The organism is Prevotella sp. P3-92 (assembly GCF_002251205.1).
Taxonomy (GTDB): Bacteria; Bacteroidota; Bacteroidia; order Bacteroidales; family Bacteroidaceae; genus Prevotella.
On record NZ_NPJE01000041.1, the window covers coordinates 71,007 to 90,176 of the forward strand.

The 19,170-nt window shown below is 44.4% G+C and carries 14 protein-coding genes; 2 read left to right on the forward strand and 12 right to left on the reverse strand.

Annotated elements, in window-relative coordinates; translation table 11 throughout:
- Window positions 1–126: 126 nt before the first annotated feature.
- From CIK93_RS06855 to CIK93_RS06910, 12 genes are all read right to left on the reverse strand, one after another.
- Window positions 127–831: a tetratricopeptide repeat protein gene (locus CIK93_RS06855; protein ID WP_094436211.1), complete on the reverse strand. Its 705-nt coding sequence runs from the start codon at window positions 829–831 to the stop codon at window positions 127–129.
- The gene (gene leuB / locus CIK93_RS06860) at window positions 801–1,862 is read right to left on the reverse strand and encodes a 3-isopropylmalate dehydrogenase (RefSeq protein ID WP_094390229.1); all 1,062 of its coding nucleotides are present in this window, start codon (window positions 1,860–1,862) and stop codon (window positions 801–803) included. Before leuB ends, CIK93_RS06855 begins: the two co-directional genes overlap by 31 nt.
- A 13-nt stretch (window positions 1,863–1,875) precedes the next feature.
- On the reverse strand, window positions 1,876–3,438 hold the full coding sequence (locus tag CIK93_RS06865; RefSeq protein WP_094390228.1) for an alpha-isopropylmalate synthase regulatory domain-containing protein: 1,563 nt from the start codon (window positions 3,436–3,438) through the stop codon (window positions 1,876–1,878).
- Window positions 3,417–4,013 (reverse strand): 3-isopropylmalate dehydratase small subunit, encoded by a 597-nt coding sequence (gene leuD, locus CIK93_RS06870; protein WP_094439609.1) that lies wholly within the window; start codon window positions 4,011–4,013, stop codon window positions 3,417–3,419. Before leuD ends, CIK93_RS06865 begins: the two co-directional genes overlap by 22 nt.
- A gap of 24 nt (window positions 4,014–4,037) precedes the next feature.
- Window positions 4,038–5,414, reverse strand: a complete 1,377-nt coding sequence (gene leuC / locus CIK93_RS06875; RefSeq protein WP_094446970.1) for a 3-isopropylmalate dehydratase large subunit — start codon at window positions 5,412–5,414, stop codon at window positions 4,038–4,040.
- On the reverse strand, window positions 5,411–6,910 hold the full coding sequence (locus CIK93_RS06880) for a 2-isopropylmalate synthase (RefSeq protein WP_094390225.1): 1,500 nt from the start codon (window positions 6,908–6,910) through the stop codon (window positions 5,411–5,413). Before CIK93_RS06880 ends, leuC begins: the two co-directional genes overlap by 4 nt.
- Window positions 6,911–7,572: 662 nt before the next feature.
- Window positions 7,573–8,841 carry an NADH:ubiquinone reductase (Na(+)-transporting) subunit F gene (gene nqrF / locus CIK93_RS06885; RefSeq protein WP_173815126.1) on the reverse strand — a complete coding sequence of 423 codons (1,269 nt, stop codon included), beginning with the start codon at window positions 8,839–8,841 and terminating at the stop codon, window positions 7,573–7,575.
- A 21-nt stretch (window positions 8,842–8,862) separates the two neighbouring features.
- Window positions 8,863–9,489, reverse strand: coding sequence for an NADH:ubiquinone reductase (Na(+)-transporting) subunit E (gene nqrE, locus CIK93_RS06890; RefSeq protein ID WP_094390223.1), 627 nt, complete (start codon window positions 9,487–9,489; stop codon window positions 8,863–8,865).
- 3 nt (window positions 9,490–9,492) lie between these two features.
- Window positions 9,493–10,116 (reverse strand): NADH:ubiquinone reductase (Na(+)-transporting) subunit D, encoded by a 624-nt coding sequence (locus tag CIK93_RS06895; protein ID WP_094390222.1) that lies wholly within the window; start codon window positions 10,114–10,116, stop codon window positions 9,493–9,495.
- 5 nt (window positions 10,117–10,121) lie between these two features.
- Window positions 10,122–10,799 (reverse strand): FMN-binding protein, encoded by a 678-nt coding sequence (locus tag CIK93_RS06900; protein WP_094446971.1) that lies wholly within the window; start codon window positions 10,797–10,799, stop codon window positions 10,122–10,124.
- Between the two features lie 20 nt (window positions 10,800–10,819).
- A complete protein-coding gene (locus CIK93_RS06905; RefSeq protein ID WP_094446972.1) occupies window positions 10,820–11,974 on the reverse strand; it encodes an NADH:ubiquinone reductase (Na(+)-transporting) subunit B in 1,155 nt (384 codons plus the stop codon).
- A gap of 10 nt (window positions 11,975–11,984) precedes the next feature.
- Entirely contained in the window at window positions 11,985–13,328 is a 1,344-nt protein-coding gene (locus tag CIK93_RS06910; RefSeq protein WP_094439618.1) for a Na(+)-translocating NADH-quinone reductase subunit A, read from the reverse strand.
- A gap of 198 nt (window positions 13,329–13,526) precedes the next feature.
- Here CIK93_RS06910 and CIK93_RS06915 point away from each other — a divergent pair, with 198 nt between their 5' ends.
- Window positions 13,527–18,050, forward strand: coding sequence for a translocation/assembly module TamB domain-containing protein (locus CIK93_RS06915; protein WP_144007633.1), 4,524 nt, complete (start codon window positions 13,527–13,529; stop codon window positions 18,048–18,050).
- 247 nt (window positions 18,051–18,297) lie between these two features.
- Complete coding sequence (locus tag CIK93_RS06920) at window positions 18,298–19,170, forward strand: RNA polymerase sigma factor RpoD/SigA (RefSeq protein ID WP_094390217.1); 873 nt, start codon at window positions 18,298–18,300, stop codon at window positions 19,168–19,170.

Here is a 19,170-nt window from a genome sequence, read left to right on the forward strand (position 1 = left end):
TTGCCTAAATGGTTTATAATTCTAACGATAAATATTCAAGTATTCCGTTGAAGAAGAGCGACTACAAAAAAAAACAAGAACCTATGGAGTAGAGTTTCTGTATTGTTTTATTTATAAAATGTGAACTTACTTGTTTTTTGCTTTTTTAAGTCTATTATAGAAAGGATGGAGCAATGAAGTTGCGACTCCCCTACCCGACAATTTGTCTAGTTCAGTTTTGGCTCGATTGTTTTTGCCAGATATGATGAGTAAGTCAATATACGACAACGCATAGTCTATGTTGGCAGGCTTTCTTTTAATCGCTTCTTCCCAGTCGTATAATGCTATTTCATATAGTTTCAGTTCTGCTTCATAAGAAGCTCGTGCCACATACACTTCCGGATCCTCCGGATGCTGTTCTACCACAATATTTAGTTGTTCCAGTGCCTCTTTTCTTCTTCCAGATGACTGGAACATATAAGCAAGTCCAAGTCTTGCTTCTTTATTAGTAGGAACGTTGGCAAGAACGGTTTCGTAATCGTTTTTTGCCAAATCATAGCGTCTGAGATGCATGTACGCGTATGCGCGATAATATAGAGCCGATAAGTTTTTTGATTCGTACCGAAGTATGAGTGTATATTCATCAACGGCATATTCCCATTGTTGCAGTTCGAGATTGACTGCAGCTTTTCTTAAGTGTAAATCGGTATTATATGGAGAAAGTTCAATCTTTCGGTTTAGTGAATTGAGTGAATCACGCCATTGCTGATTGTTCGTCTGTGAGAAAGTCACAGACGAACAAATCATCAATAGAGTAATAATCAAGCTTTTTTGATATAATCTACAATCCATGCTCCCACTTCTTTTGTTCCGTAAGCCTTGCCACCTTCAACTTGAATTTCTGGAGTTCTTACATTGGCGTCTAACGATGCGTTGACAGCCTCTCGTATCAATGCGCCTTCTTTGTTGAGTCCGAAATGTTCAAGCAACATTGCAGCCGATAGGATTTCTGCTAATGGATTGGCGAGGTTTTTACCTGCAGCCTGTGGCCATGAGCCGTGCACAGGTTCGAAGAGTGGTGTATGCTCACCGAGTGATGAAGATGGCTGTAATCCCATAGATCCTGTGATACAACTGGTCTCATCTGTAAGGATATCGCCAAATGTATTTTCTGTAACGACAACATCGAAGAAGCGTGGTTCTGTCAGCACACGCATTGAAGCGTTATCGATAAACATATAGTCGGTGTTGACATCAGGATACTGGGGTTCCATTTCCTTAGCAATCTGTCTCCAGAGTCGTGAACTTGCCAGCACATTGGCTTTATCTACAACGGTGAGGTGCTTTCTACGTTTCTGTGCTGTTTCGAAAGCTACTTTGAGTATTCTCTCAATTTCAGGTCTTGTATAGATGTCGGTATCGTAAGCCTTGTCATTATCCTGATATTTCTCTCCGAAATACATACCTCCTGTGAGCTCTCTGATAACTACGAAATCTGCACCTTTAAGTAATTCGTCTTTTAGTGGGCTTTTATGAAGCAGACAATCGAAGGTGGCAACAGGTCGTACATTGGCAAAGAGTCCGAGTTTTTTACGCATAGCCAAGAGTCCCTGTTCTGGGCGCACTTTTGCTGTGGGGTCGTTATCAAATCTCAGGTCGCCTACTGCAGCAAAGAGCACAGCGTCAGCATTCATACATACTTCGTGTGTTTCATCGGGATATGGATTGCCTACAGCATCAATGGCATGTGCTCCGCAGAGTGCTTCTTGATAAGTGAATTCATGTCCGAATTTGTCGGCAATGACATCCATGACCGCAACACCTTGTTTCATAATTTCCGGTCCGATACCGTCACCGGGTAATACAGCGATTTTGAGTTTCATTGTGATATTGTTTTTATTGTTCGTTTTCTATGATGTTCAACATTTTAAAGGTTGCCTTAATAGCAGCTTCAGTTTGGTCGGCATCAAGTCCTCTGGTTCTTAACACACCTTGTCCATGTTGCCATGTAATGACGGTCTGTACGAGTGCATCCGTTCGTCCTCCAGGCGGTATCGTAACCGCATAGTTAGCCAACAATGGAAATGTTCTGCCTAGATATTTCTTATAGATATATCTGAGTGCCTTGACAAACGCATCGTACTGACCGTCTCCTGTGGCACCGGCTTCATATTGTTTACCATTGATTTCCACTTTTACATTGGCTCCTGGTTTTAGTCCGTATGCTGTAGATACAACATAGCTTACGAGTTTTACCTTATCTTCCGGAGCGTCGTGTTTCAGTACGTCAGATACGATGTACGGCAAGTCTTCCTGTGTGACAATCTCTTTTTTGTCTCCAAGCTCTGTAATGCGTTGTGTCACACGCTTGGTTTGTTCTGGTGTGAGTTCAAGTCCCAGTTCTTCGAGGTTTCTGGCAATATTAGCCTTTCCGCTGTTTTTTCCCAGCGCATATTCCCTTTTTCGTCCGAATCTCTCTGGTACGAGATCATTATAGTAGAGCTTGTCTTTCGAGTCACCGTCAGCATGTACTCCAGCCACTTGTGTGAAGACGTTTTCTCCCACGATGGGTTGGTTTGGAGCAACAGCAATACCGCTATATCCTTCCACCAATCTACTAATGCCGTTGAGCTGTTCTTCGTTGATATTTGTTCTGGCATGAAATTGGTCTTTGAGTATCGCCTGTACGCTTGCTAATGGTGCGTTTCCGCATCTCTCACCGAGTCCGTTGACGGTAACATGAAGTCCCTTTGCCCCGCTGAGTACAGCAGCCAACGAGTTTGATACTGCAAGATCGTAGTCATTATGTGCATGGAAATCGAAATGGCATTGTGGGTATCTCTTTATCATCTTTCTGAAATACTCAATGACTTGAAGCGGATTCATCACACCCAATGTATCAGGCAACAGGAATCTTTTTATTCCACTATTGCAGAGCGCGTCCATGATCTGATAGACATACTCTGGTGAATCTTTCATACCATTTGACCAGTCTTCAAGATAGAGATTTACAGCAATGCCTTTTTCTTCTGCATATTTCAGCGATGCCTTGATATCTTCAAGATGCTCTTCTGGAGATTTTCGCAGTTGGTGTGTGCAATGTTTCAGCGAACCTTTTGCTAAAAGGTTGATTACCTTTCCTCCACAGTCGTTAATCCAGTCAATAGAAAGTCCGCCATCTACAAAACCTAACACTTCAACACGTTCGAGCATACCGATATTTCTTGCATATCTGCAAATCATGCTGACCGCCTCTTTTTCGCCTTCTGATACGCGAGCCGATGCCACTTCAATACGATCCACATTAACTCCATGCAGCAACATTCTTGCTATCATAAGTTTCTCATGAGGAACGAATGAAACGCCATTGGTCTGTTCTCCATCTCTTAGGGTGGAGTCCATGATTTCTATGACTGGCAGTTGTCTTGTATTGGCATTTATGCGTTCTGCTGTTCCCATTGTTCGATTTTGTCCTTGTTTTGAATCAGGAAATCGATATCATCGAGTCCATTGACAAGACAATGTTTTTTATATCCGTTAATATCAAAGGTTTCTTGTCGTCCTGTCGCCTTATTGGTGACGGTTTGTTCTGGCAAATTGACCTCAACTTCAGTTTTGGGATTGTTTTTAATGCTGTCAAAGAGTTCTGCCAAGAAGTCTTCGCTGACTACTACAGGGAGAACGAAGTTATTGAGCTCATTGTTTTTGTGGATGTCAGCAAAAAAGGAGCTGATGACCACTCTGAATCCGTATCCAGCGATGGCCCATGCAGCATGTTCACGACTAGAACCTGAACCGAAGTTTTTTCCTGCCACGAGTATGCATCCGCTGTAGGTAGGATTGTTGAGCACAAAATCTTTATTTAACGTTCCGTCTGCGTTATACCTCCAGTCGCGAAAAAGGTTGTCGCCAAAGAAACTTTCTTCTCTGGTAGTGGCTTTGAGGAAGCGTGCTGGAATAATTTGGTCTGTGTCCACATTTTCCAAAGGAAGTGGCACACAGGTAGATGTTATGATGTTGAATTTCTGTTTCATTTTCAATATGTTGGATATGCGTGATTAAAGCAACTCTCTAGGGTCTGTTATTTTACCGGTTACGGCAGCAGCTGCTGCTACCAATGGTGAGCAGAGTATGGTACGGCTACCTGGTCCCTGTCGTCCTTCAAAGTTGCGGTTTGATGTAGATACGCTGTATTTTCCTGCAGGCACTTTATCATCGTTCATGGCCAGACAGGCAGAACATCCAGGTTGTCTGATTTCAAATCCTGCCTCTTCAAGAATCTTATCGATACCTTCTTCGCGAATTTGCTGATCTACGGCCCAACTTCCTGGCACGAGCCATGCCACTACCCTTTCACATTTCTTACGTCCTTTGGCGATAGATGCGAAAGCTCTGAAGTCTTCTATGCGACCATTAGTACAAGCTCCAAGGAATACATAGTCTATTTCCTTGCCAAGGAGTTTCTCTCCTGCATTGAATCCCATATAGTCGAGTGATTTCTGGAATCCAGCGCCTTCACCTTGTGGTATGGCTTCGGTAATTCCGATTCCCATTCCTGGGTTTGTACCATAGGTAATGCGCGGTTCTATATCTTTTGCGTCGAATACGAGTTCCTTGTCGAAAACAGCGTCATCACCGCTTTTTAGCGTTTTCCAATAAGCCACAGCTTTGTCCCATGCTTCACCCTTAGGTGCAAACTCACGACCTTTGATGTATTCGAAGGTTGTTTCGTCAGGTGCAACAAATCCACCACGTGCGCCCATCTCTATCGACAGGTTGCAGAGTGTCAGTCGGCCTTCCATAGAGAGGTTTTTTACTACATCTCCCGCATATTCTACAAAATAACCTGTAGCACCAGAAGTAGTAAGCTGGCTCATGAGATAGAGTGCCACATCTTTTGCGGTTACCCCTTTCTGCAGTTTTCCATTAATACTGATGCGCATAGACTTAGGTTTCTGCTGAAGAATACATTCCGATGCCATTACCATCTCCACTTCCGATGTTCCAATACCGAAAGCTACCGCTCCCATTGCACCATGTGTAGAGGTATGAGAGTCTCCACATACAATAGTCATTCCGGGCAGAGAGAGTCCCTTCTCAGGACCTACAACGTGGATGATACCATTGTCTTTCGACATCATGGCATAGTGGGTCAAACCAAATTCCTTCGCATTCTGCGCCAACGTGCTTACCTGTTTTGCAGAAACAGGATCTTCTATGGGTTTATCCTGATCGTGTGTTGGTGTGTTATGGTCTGGCATACAATAAATATGGTCAGGACGGAAACATTTCAATCCTCTTGCACGCATGCCGTCAAAAGCCTGTGGCGAGGTCACCTCATGGCAGTAGAGTCTGTCGATATAAAGTTGTGTTGGACCATCAGGCAGTTGCTGAACTACGTGTTTGTCCCAAATTTTGTCGAAAAGTGTGTTCATTTCTTCTTAAACTTGTTTATACAGTCAATATATGCTTCAACCGAAGCGGTTACGATATCAGTGTTGGCACCGAATCCATAATAAATACTTCCTTCATATTCCACCTGCATGTGAACCTTGCCCACATCATCGGATCCCTTTGAGATGGCCTGGATGGTAAACTCCTTCAAGGTCATCTGTTTCATAATGATTTTCTTCAGCGCCTTGATAGCAGCGTCAACAGGACCGTTGCCTGATGCAGCAGCTTCAAATTTCTGATTGCTGATGTCAAGTCCAATAGAGGCAACACTCTTGACGCCCTTTCCTGTGGTTACCTGCAAGAAATCGAGTTTCACAGCATGGGCCTCTGCGGTATCGGCACCAGCCAACATGAGCACATCGGCATCGTTGACCTCCTTCTTCTGATCGGCCAGAATCAGGAACTTTTCATAAATTTTATCGAGTTTCTGCTCATCAACCTCCACACCATTCACGTTCAGACGATGCTTCAACGCTGCGCGTCCACTTCGTGCGGTCAGCACGATAGCATTGTCGTCGATACCCACATCCTTGGGATTGATGATTTCATAGGTCTGCACGTTTTTTAGCACACCATCCTGATGGATTCCGCTAGAATGAGCAAAAGCATTACGACCCACAATGGCCTTGTTGGGTTGTACGGGCATGTTCATCAAGCTCGATACCATGCGACTGGTGGGATAGATCTTTGTGGTATTGATATTGGTTTCGATATCCAGACCTTTATGACATTTCAAAATCATGGCAATTTCTTCGAGCGAAGTATTTCCGGCTCGTTCACCAATTCCATTGATGGTCACCTCTACCTGTCGAGCACCACCCAACACACCGCTAAGCGTGTTGGCTGTTGCCATGCCTAAGTCGTTGTGGCAATGTGTAGAGATAATAGCACGGTCAATACCGTCAACATGTTCTTTCAGGTACTTAATTTTCTCGAAATACTCCTGAGGCAGACAGTAACCCGTCGTGTCTGGGATATTGACCACGGTAGCACCTGCTTTAATGACAGCTTCTACCACGCGAGCCAGATATTCATTTTCGGTGCGTCCTGCATCTTCACAGTAGAACTCTACGTCTTCTACATATTTCTTTGCATATTTCACAGCAGCCACACCACGTTCGATAATTTCTTCTCGTGTGGAATTAAATTTGTATTTAATGTGCGAGTCCGATGTACCAATACCAGTATGGATACGCTTGTGTTTCGCATATTTCAATGCATCTGCAGCTACATCAATATCTTTCTGCACAGCACGTGTTAGGGCACAGATGGTAGGCCATGTCACGGCTTTCGATATTTCAATCACACTATTGAAGTCGCCTGGACTGCTAACGGGGAATCCTGCTTCAATCACATCAACTCCAAGTTGTTCAAGAGCTTTTGCCACCTGTATTTTTTCAACGGTGTTCAACTGACATCCTGGAACCTGCTCGCCATCGCGGAGGGTTGTGTCGAAGATAAATAATCTGTCACTCATATTCTTTCTTGTTGTTTAATTTCTTTCAATTCTTAATAAAAAGTGCCTTTCACACTGTTGGAAGCGAGAAAGGCACCTTTGTATTTTCATATTTCAACTACATACACGTCTTACCACTTCCAACCGTTTGTCGCAGTCGGATAATAATAATACCGCTAAGTAGATTCATACTATTCATATCGTTTTCTATTTTGACCGCAAAGTTACGCATTTTTGTTTAATTCTCCAAATAAACCATCACTTTTTTATCTAAAAATCTAATAAAACAAAGATAAATACGACACAAGACAAACAAAACGAAAGTAATTGTGGTGAAAAAACTATTAAACTGCAACCTGTTACCCTACCCCAACTTTTATATTGAAATAGGTGGATGATGAATGGCGCAGAATGATGCATGAGTTGATTCATATAATCACCTTTCTTACAGCATGGGAACATTATATCAAGTTTTCAAACCTTCGGGATGCCTTCGGGATGTCTTCGGGTTCAAAGCAGTCATTCATACATAATATCATATTTCAAGACTGAGACCAGGTGTTCAACTCAAATAATACCTCATCGAAATATTAACTTTCATATTCTAAAAAATATCCGCAATGGAGAATACTCATTGCGGATATTGATGATTATACAGTAGATGTCTGCAACAGTCTGTTGCATTATCCACCAAAGTTATCGTACATGATGCTCTCAGACTCTACACCCAGAGAATCGAGCATAGCCACTACGGCTTTCGACATGGGACCAGGACCACACATGTAGTATTCAATATCCTCTGGTGCCTCGTGGTCCTTCAGGTAGGTATTGTACATGACCTGATGAACGAATCCTGCGGTGTATTTCACGCCAGCAGCATCGGCTGCTGGGTCTGGGCGGTCGAGAGCCAGATGGAAATGGAAGTTGGGAAATTCCTTTTCCAGTCCATGGAAATCGTCGAGGTAGAACACCTCGTTGAGTGCACGTGCGCCATAGAAATAATGCATCTCGCGATCGGTAGTGTGCAATGTTTTGGTCATGTGCATGATCTGTGCACGCAACGGAGCCATACCTGCACCACCGCCAACCCATATCATTTCCTTCTTGCTGTCGAAATGTGGATGGAAATCGCCGAAAGGACCACTCATGATAACCTTGTCGCCTGGTTTAAGAGAGAAGATGTAAGACGAAGCAATACCTGGATTCACATCCATAAATCCACTGCGATCTGGTTTGAATGGAGGAGTTGCAATACGTACGGTCAACATGAAGACATCACCTTCTGCAGGATAGTTCGCCATAGAATAGGCACGTATGGTGGGTTCGGGGTTCTTACACTTCAAGGGGAAGAGACCAAACTTCTGCCAAGCCGGCAGATATTCATCACCAATAAGCGCCTTGTCGAAATCCTTGTCGTAGTCGATGCAGTCGAATGCAGGAATCTTGATTTGAGCGTAAGAACCTGGAAGGAAGTCCATATGGGCACCCTTAGGCAGTTGCACTTTAAATTCCTTGATAAACGTAGCAACGTTCTTATTTGAAATCACGGTGCACTCATATTCCTTCACCCCAAGGATGCTCTCGTCAACATGGATGTTAAGGTCACCCTTCACCTTACATTGACATCCCAGACGCCAATGGTTTTTGATTTCCTTTCGGGTGAAATGAGGTTTCTCGCTATCGAGAATCTCACCACCACCTTCCAGAACCTGTACCTTACATTGTCCGCAAGAGGCTTTACCGCCACAGGCAGAAGGCAGGAAGATACCATTCTCGTTGAGCGTAGCCATCAGGTTGTTGCCTTGTGGCACGTTAATGGTACGGTCGCCATTAATAGTAATGTTGACATTACCGCTTGGACTCAAGAATTTCTTGGCCACAAGCAGAATAATTACCAGCAGGAGGATTACCAAGAGGAACACCCCTATACTGTATGCTATAAATTCTGTCATAATGTTACTTGTCTGCTAAAGTTAAATATTGAGTCCACTGAAACACATCATCGCCATAGCCATCAGGCCTACGGTAATGAAGACGATACCGAGACCCTGAAGGGGACGAGGCACGTCGCTGTATTGCATCTTCTCGCGGATAGCACCCAAGGCAACAATTGCCAAGGTCCAACCGATACCAGAACCAAGTCCATAGACCACAGCATCACCTACGCTGGTGATGGCTTGTGAATTGGTGGCATCGAGCAGAATACGCTGTTGCATGAAGAGCGAAGCACCCATGATGGCACAATTGACCGCAATCAGCGGAAGGAAAATACCCAGCGCAGAATAGAGTGATGGACTGAAGCGTTCTACAGCCATTTCTACCAACTGCACAATACCGGCAATGACGGCAATGAAGAGGATGAAGGACAGATAGCTCAGGTCAACACCTTCGGCAAGACAGTTGGGACCAAGTACGCAGGTCTGCAACAGATAGTTGACAGGTACGGTAACTACAAGTACAAAGGTAACAGCAAGTCCGAGACCAAGAGATGTTTTGACAGTCTTCGACACGGCAAGGTACGAACACATGCCGAGGAAGAAGGCGAATATCATATTATCTACGAATATCGACCGGAAGAATAAACTTATTGCATGTTCCATATCTTATTTCTCCTTTATAAAGTAAGCACGATGAATCCAGATAACACAGCCCACAAGGATAAGAGCCATGGCAGGCATGGTCATCATTCCGTTGTTGACATAACCAGCATCGTAAAGTGCCTGTGGAACGATCTGAAAACCCAGTAAAGTACCACGTCCAAGAAGTTCACGCACACCACCCACGATGACAAGGATGAGGGCATAACCCAATCCGTTGCCCACACCGTCAAGGAATGAAGGCCAGGGTTTGTTCATCATGGCAAATGCCTCAAGGCGACCCATGAGGATACAGTTGGTGATAATCAGACCGACATAGACGCTAAGTTCTACACTAACATCATAGGCAAATGCTTTAAGCACCTGTGACACGATTGTCACGAGGGCAGCCACCACTACCAGTTGCACGACGATACGGATACGTGTAGGAATGGTGTTGCGAATGATAGAAATAATCACATTGGCAAACGCGGTAATTACCGTCACGGCCAAACCCATCACAATGGCCGGTTTGAGTTGTGAGGTGACGGCCAAAGCCGAACAGATACCAAGCACCTGACCGAGAATAGGGTTGTCAAGGCTGATGGGGTTTGTCAATACCTCTTTGTTTTGTTTACTGAATAATGACATGGCTGTTACTCTTTTACTTCAACAGAATCACTTGGAAGAGTGACAGACTGCTTTCCGAAGAGCTTGTCTGCACGCTTGCAAGCATCCAACAAATCTTTTTTCAACATGGCGTCAACACCATCAGAGGTCAAGGTAGCACCAGTCACCACGTCAACCTGACAGGAACTGTCTTCTACCTTCTTCACGACAGAGAGGGCTACGTCATGGCCTTTCTCGTCGGCAAAGACACGCTTGCCGATGAATTTCTCCTGCCAAGCCTTAGAGTCTTTGATTTCGGCTCCCAGACCAGCTGTTTCACTTTCGTGATTGAAATAAACGCCATAAACGGTAGTGGGTTGTCCGTGAAGGGCAATATATCCACTGATGCCGCCCCACAGTCCCATGCCTTTCATGCTGACCACGAGGATGGGTTCGCCATCAACTTCACATTGGTAGAATATCTGACCGTTGTCTTCTTTCTCATCCTTCACTACCTCATTGTAGCGGGCTTCTGCCTCTGCACCATCAAGGTTACGGATGTTGAGCGAATATAGAATCTGTTTCTTCACATCGAGCTCAACATTAGCATCCTGCATGGGTTTGAGTGCCTTGAATACAAAGGCCAGCACAAAAGCCACGATGACAACAAGCACAGTACTATATATAATAATGTACGTGTTTGAGTTTGTATTTAATTTGCTCATTTGTTTTCTCTTTAATGATTTTACTTAGCACGTTTCATGCGCTTGCTGACATTGCGCTCCACGATGAAATGGTCGATGGTGGGAGCAATCATATTACCGAAGAAGATGGCGAGCATCATACCTTCCGGATAACCGGCATTCATCACACGGATGATGACAGCCATGGCTCCTATCAGGAAACCGTAGATGTATTTACCTCCTTCAGTACGACATGAGGTGACAGGGTCGGTGGCCATGAAGACAGCACCAAAGGCGAAACCACCCAACAGGAACTGTTCGTACCACATCATCTGGGTCATGCCGAGCGACTGGAAGAGTAATGCCATCAGGCCACCTCCTACAAACACACTCACCATGGTTCTCCATGAAGCGATACCAGTCCACAGTAGGATTACCGCACCAATAGCGATGGCGACAACAGATGTTTCGCCGATACTACCGGGAATGAAACCTAATGCCATATCAAGGAGTGAAGCATCTGGAGTTACCCCCTGGCCAATCTGACCGAGCGGAGTTGCTGCAGTAAAGGTGTCAGGCAGAGTGTTACCCAGTCCGAAGATACTGTCACGTGCAATCCACACCTGATCACCTGTCATCTTTGACGGATAAGCAAAGAACAGGAACATACGGGCAGAAATAGCAGGGTTGAACAGGTTCATACCCGTTCCTCCGAAAATCTCTTTGCAGAAGATAACAGCAAAGGCACATGCCAACGCCAACATCCACAAGGGACAGCCTACAGGGATGATTAATGGGATGAGGATACCGCTAACGAGATAGCCTTCTTGGATTTCTTCACCTTTCCATTGTGCCCAGGCAAATTCTATACCGAGTCCGACGATATAGCTCACCAGAATCTTTGGAAGGACCACAAGGGCACCATATACAAAGATTTCAAGGAAACTGGCTGTTGCCAAGGTTCCTGCGGCGAGATAGTTTTGATAACCCACATTATACATACCAAACAGTAAAGCTGGCAACAAGGCGATGACCACCATACTCATAATGCGCTTAGAATCGATGGCATCATGGATGTTCACACCCGTGCGTGCTGTGGTGTTTGGCACATAGAGGAAAGTCTCAAATCCATCGAACACGCTACGGAAGGCATGGAGCTTTCCATCGGGTTCGAAATGAGGCTTAACTTTATTGAGATAATTTCTTAATGCACTCATAATAATATTGTTATGTGTTTTCTTTACGTAAAATATTTAAGCCTTCACGAACAATACGTTGCAGTTCGAGCTTGGAAGAATCAACAAACTCAGCCAATGCAAAATCTTCAGGACTTACCTCATAAATGCCCAATTGCTCTTGACGGTCAATATCGCCAGCAATAATCGCCTTTATCAGAAATTCCCCGTAGATGTCCATAGGAAGCACGCGATCGTATTCACCACTCATAATCATGTGACGCTCACCACCCTTTACACGTGCGTCGAGAGCATATTTCTTTTTAGGACAGAGCCATGAGAAATAGCTGCGACTGGTACTGAACTGTCCGAAACGAGGCATGATCCAACCTGCCAGCTCGTCGGCATTATCACCTTCTGGAATGACGGTAATCTCACTACTATGCGCACCAAGGAATCCCTCTTTTGTGGTGGGACATCCAGTTAGCACATTACCATTGATAATACGCACATGATGGTCGGAATCGTAACTGTTGGAAAGGAGTGTGGAAAGTTCTTCACCCACATTCATACGAACATAGGCAGGATTCTTTACCTCGCTACCACAAAGGGCAACCAAACGATGTAAATCAACACGGCCGGTCTTCAACAGACGACCGATGAAAAGTACGACGGTAGGATCTACAGTCCATACCACCTCACCCTTGTTGACTGGATCGATGTGGTTGACCTGCACACCCACATTACCGGCAGGACAAGGACCGTCGAAGACATGAGTCTCGATATCTTTGTATTTGTCGATAAACGAAGCGTTCTTACCGCAGCCCACATGTGTGGTGGCAATACGTGAAAGGGCTGTAAGTCCCAACTGAAACTCCTCCTCTTCCCCCTTCACTTCTACTTCAAAGTCACACGACAGGGGTTTGTCGCGAAGCGTAGAAATGAAGATAGCCTTAGGCATAACGGTAGGATTGGTTGAAACAGCATAAGGCAACTGGTCGATATAACCAAAGAGACCTGCTTCAAGCAAAGCCTCTACCACAGCCTTTCCGTCCATCTTCGACGGATCCTTGATGCCGAAATCAACCGATACTTGCTCTTTGTCTGCCTCCACGCGGATGCAAAGCACTTTTCTACGTTCACCACGCACCACTTCGCGTACAGTACCGCTAACGGGAGAGGCGAATTTAACTTCAGGATACTGCTTGTTTACAAACAAAGCATCCCCAGCCTTGACATGATCGCCTTCGCGTACTACCACTTTAGGAACGACACCCACGAAATCTTCAGGGACAATACCATACTGACCGTTTGATTTCAACTGGATGACTTTTCCTTCCGCTTTTCCTTGAAGGTGAATGTCCAAGCCTTTTCGTAACTTGATTACATCTGTCATTTGTTTATCTTTTTGAGAATAGTTGCTTTAATAATGACTGCAAAATTAGTAAAAATAGGTCTAATAAGCATAAATAATTCGCAAAATATTTAATATTCACAACTTTTTAATGTAATTTTGTGGCTCAAACATGTTAAATGAAAACATTTTGCAATCTCTATTTGTCAGTTTTTGACCAGTAGTAAGAACATATTGCCAGTGAAGATACTGAAATATATCCTTAAAATCACGATATGGGCGGTCATTGCTGTCTATCTGCTGACAATCCTTACGTTCTCCATCCCCAGCATACAACAATATACTGGAGAGAGAATTGCTGTTGCCATAGGCGATAAGTTGGGAACAAATGTCAAGATCGGTAGTGTCAATCCCGGATGGCTTAACAGACTCGTTGTCGATAAAATCTCTATGGATGACCAGTCGGGAAAACAGCTATTAGTCGCCAATCGCATGAGCGTGAGAATCAACCTCATCTCCCTCATTACATCGGGAAAGATTGATATTTCAACCGCACAGATTTTCGGAGGAAAAATCAGTCTCTACCAAAACAGACCTGAAGACAAACCCAATTTCCAGTTTGTGCTCGACTCACTTGCTTCCAAAGAATCGAAAAGTGATAGTAAACTCGATTTAAGGTTGGGCTCGCTCATCATGCGACGTACTTCCGTCAGCTACGATAAAAACTGGATAGCAAGAAGATACGGGCAGTTTGATGTGAATCATATCAAAGTGACGGACCTCAGTTCACATATTCTAATTAAAACGCTCACAAACGACTCGCTGAATGTCATTGCCAAAAACATTTCCATGAAAGAACAGGGCGGACTGGATGTTAAGCGACTGGCATTTCAATTGGAATGTGGACGTAACCGTTGCAAGCTCAAAAGTCTTGACTTAAAACTGCCTGACACCCAGTTGGCTTTGGGAGAAATGGAAGCCGACTACCGTATAAAAGGCAAAAAGATAGATTTGGAAGCGTTAAGGTATCATGGTGAAATAAAACCATCACATATCGCGCTAAGTGACCTGAGTGCTTTTGTACCTTCCCTCAAGCAGTTCACAGGCACCATCTCGTTTAGGTCGAAATTCAAAGGCGAGAAGGATGACTTAGACATTGAACAGCTCTTGGTAGAATCCACATCGGGAGATATTGACATCGATTGCAACGGATGGGTAAAGAATATTACAGAAAAACCCCAATGGCTTGCGCATGTCAACAATCTATCGTTGTCGGCTCAAACCATTGGTTTTATATCAGAAAACCTGAAAGGCACACGCTTTACCCCACCCGCCCCTCTGGTAAGAATGGGGGATATACAAATGCATGGTCTTGCAACAGGTACAGCGTTGGATGTCATCAAAGTACAACAACAAATCCGTACGGATGTGGGAAGTCTGAAACTGAATTTCGACAAAGAAGCTGACCAATCCTTCCATGCAGACATCAAAACAGAGAGCATCAATCTGCAACAGCTGCTCAACGATGCTCATTTCGGACAAGTATCAGCAGATATTGCCGTGAATGGTTCGCTGGACCGTCAACATTTTCTGGTACAAGCCAAGGGAAATATAGGGCAGTTTATCTATAACGAATACCCATTTCGCAATATCAAGATTGACGCACGTTACGACAGTAAAGAAGTTGGCGGAAACCTCTCTATCGACGATCCTAATATCGGACTGGACATCTCTGGACTGTGTCAGATGAACCATAACGAACGAAACATTCAGATCAAAGCATCGATACTCAACTTCTCTCCTAAAGCCATCAACCTCTCCGACAAATGGGGTGACGCCAGATTCTTTGCCGATATATCATCTGACATCAGAGGCAGTAGGATAGACAATTCAACGGGTTCGGTGAAAATTGACAATTTCTCGATGTTGTCGTCAACAGACAGTTATGAGTTTGATCAGTTGCATATCATGACAGGATATGAAGGCGACACCCATTTCATGCGCCTCCGTAGCGACTTCGCACAGGCTGAAATCATGGGAAAGTTTGACTATAAGACCCTGACAAAGAGCTTTACCGATTTCCTCGCCAACCAACTGCCTACCCTTCCCGGCTTGCCCACAAATGGTCAGGGAACCAAGTTTGATTACAGTCAGTCAAATGGCAATACAACAGCGTATAAGAATAAACGGCAATCAGCTGCCAATAATGATTTCTCGGTTCATCTGCACATCACAAGAGGCGACTGGTTGCAACGCTTGCTGAAGGTGCCTATGGCTATCCGCAAACCTGTCACGATAGATGGTTTTGTGAATGATAACACGCACACTATCAACCTGAAAGGAAGCGCTGCTGAATTTTACTTTAACGGCAATTGCTACCGTGACGCCTATGCCAATATCCATACGCCTGGCGATACTTTAGTCTGTCAGTTGGGTGTGGCAAAGATGATGGATAATGACGACCGCATCGATCTTAAACTCCAAGCCGATGCACACCATAATCAGTTGAACACCTCCCTCCATTGGAACAATCATAAGGTTGAAAAAAATATGGAAGGAACGCTTAATGCCACAACAATCTTCCATAAGATGGAAAACGGGCAACATGCGGCCAATGTTCAGATCAATCCATCGCGCATCAACATACATAATACATGGTGGAATGTTGAACCGAGCTCGATATACTATGCTCCTAAGCATGTTAGCATTAAGAATTTCACGATCAAACACGATAGCCAACACCTCGTCATCGACGGAACAGCTTCACCCTCAGAGGATGACGGTATTGTGGTGAACCTCAACGACATTGACATAGAATACATCCTCGAACTGGTGAATTTCCATGCCGTAGATTTCAATGGTCATGCTACAGGACAGGTTTTGGCTCATGCCATCTTCAGCAAAAAACCTAAAGCATCGGCACAACTGGCCGTTGACGGTTTTGAGTTTGAACATGGTCGCATGGGTACGCTAAATGCCAATGTAGTATGGAACGAACAAGACCAGCAAATCGATATTCATGCCATTGCCGATGACGGACAGATCTCAAATGGTCGCGACTCTAAAACCTATATTGAAGGTTATGTTTCTCCTGTGAAGAGTTTTATAGACCTCGGCATCAGGGCGGAGAACACCAGAATAGAATTTATGCATTCGTTCACTAAGAGCTTCATCTCTCACATCGACGGATCGGCTCTGGGCGCCGTACGACTGTTTGGACCGCTGAGTACTATTAACATAGAAGGTCAACTGGTTGTCAATGGTGAAGCACATGTGAAACCGACAGGATGTACGTATTATCTTAAAAACGATACGATTAATCTTGTCCCTGACGAAATTTCCTTTGCTTCATGCTACATCTATGACAAAAACAACCAAAGAGGACTGATGACGGGTGGCATACACCACAAGCACCTCACCAACCTCACCTACGACCTCTATGTCGATGCCAACCATCTCTTGGCTTATGATTTCAACGACTTCAGAGACGACACGTTCTATGGTACAGTCTATGGTACTGGTCGCGTGGGTATTCACGGACGTCCCAATGAAACGACCATCGACCTGAATATCACGCCGGAAAAGGGTTCGTCTTTTACCTATAATGTAGCGCAACCCGATGCCATCGGCAATCAGGAGTTTATCAGTTGGGTGACACATCGAGATAATGACACAAAACTCAACCAAACATCCCAGGAAGTCACGACAGACAATCCGTTGGAGGACCGTTCTGATATGCGCATCAACTTCCTTATCAACTGTACGCCGAATGCTACACTACGCTTGCTGATGGATAACCAGACAAACGATTATATCACGCTCAACGGAAACGGCATCCTGCGTGCCACATGGTTTAACAAAGGCGGTTTTCAGATGTTTGGAACATACCATGTTGAACATGGAACCTACGGTGTGACCATACAGGAAATTATCAAGAAAGACTTTACCTTCCAACCCGGAGGTACTATCGTCTTTGCAGGTGACCCTTATGAAGCTACGCTGAACCTACAGGCCTTGCATGCAGTAAATGGCGTATCGTTGAGCGACCTCAACGTCGGCAAGAGTTTCTCGAATACGGTTAAAGTCAACTGCCTGATGAATATCACGGGACAACCGTCAAACCCCATAGTGGATTTCGATCTTGACATGCCGAATGTCAATACAGACGAAAAACAGATGGTTCGATCGATTATTAACGGACAAGAAGAAATGAACCAACAGGTGCTCTACCTCCTTGGCTTCGGTCGATTCTACCCACAGGGTGCGAATAATGCGGAAGCGGGGGAAACACAACAAAACCAAACGTCGCTGGCCATGCAAGGTTTGTTGTCGGGTACGCTGAGCAGTCAAATCAACACCTTGCTTAAATCAGTCATCAAAAGTAACGATTGGAGTTTTGGCGCTAATATTTCCACGGGCGACGAAGGATGGAACAATGCGGAATACGAGGGTATTGTCAGCGGTAGGATGTTCAACAACCGATTACTCCTCAACGGACAATTTGGTTACCGTGACAAAGCCAATACCGCCAACACAACATTTATTGGTGACTTTGATGTGCGCTATCTGTTGGTGCCCAACGGAAACCTTGCCTTGAAAGTGTATAATCAGACCAATGACCGCTATTTCACAAAATCAAGTCTTAACACCCAGGGACTCGGCCTGATCATCAAGAAAGATTTTAGTAACCTGCGCGATTTGTTCGGCATCAGAAAGAAAAAGGCGACAAAGGCAAAAAAGGAAAAAAAGGAGAAGAAACAATAATAGTTTCTTGTCGCTAACAGGTCAATCAATATCTACGGCGCACACAGACAATATGGTAAGATTTCTTGTATCCTCCAAGTGCATACTGGTCGAAGATCATACTTTAATATTTTTTAATATAAAAAAGTTGTTAAAAACGTGCAGCGTATTGATTTTTTTAGTAAATTTGCAGAGATTTTTGAGTACATTTTATGTACTTTATTGATTTTCAAGAGGTTAAGTTAAAAAAGAAGAAGATTTAAAAAGGATGAGACAGCTTAAAATTCAGAAAAGTATCACGAATCGTTCGAGTGAAGCACTTGATAAGTATCTTGTAGAAATCGGACGTGCCCCGCTGATTAGTGTTGACGAAGAAATCGAACTTGCACAAAAGATCCGCAAAGGTGGTCCTGAGGGTGAGCGTGCAAAAGACAAACTTGTCACAGCCAATCTGCGTTTCGTGGTTTCCGTGGCCAAACAATACCAGCACCAGGGTCTGACCTTGACTGATTTGATTGACGAAGGAAACATTGGATTGATTAAGGCTGCTCAGAAATTTGATGAGACACGCGGCTTTAAATTCATTTCCTATGCAGTATGGTGGATTCGCCAGTCTATTCTTCAGGCTATTGCAGAGCAAAGCCGTATCGTGCGTTTGCCTCTGAACCAGGTTGGAAGTCTGAACAAGATTACCCACGAGATCAACAAATTCGAACAGGAACATCAGCGCCATCCTTCTGTTGCTGAGTTGAGCGACGCTACCAATCTCGACGAAGAGAAGATTGGTCAGAGTTTGATGGCTGATGGTCACCATGTTAGTATTGACGCCCCATTCCAAGAGGGTGAAGACAACTGTATGCTTGACGTTATGGCAGGTGGTGATGATTCACGTACCGACCGTCATGTAGATCACGAGTCAATGGCTCAGGAGCTCAATGCCGTATTGAAGAAAGTGCTGAAAGATCGTGAGATTACCATTATCAGCCAATGCTTCGGAATTGGTTGCCACGAAAAGGGTCTTGAGGAAATCGGCGACCAGTTGGGACTCACTCGCGAGCGTGTCCGTCAGATTCGCGAAAAGAGCATCACCAAGTTGCGCGAATCGGGCAACGCTAAGATATTGATGAAATATTTGGGATAA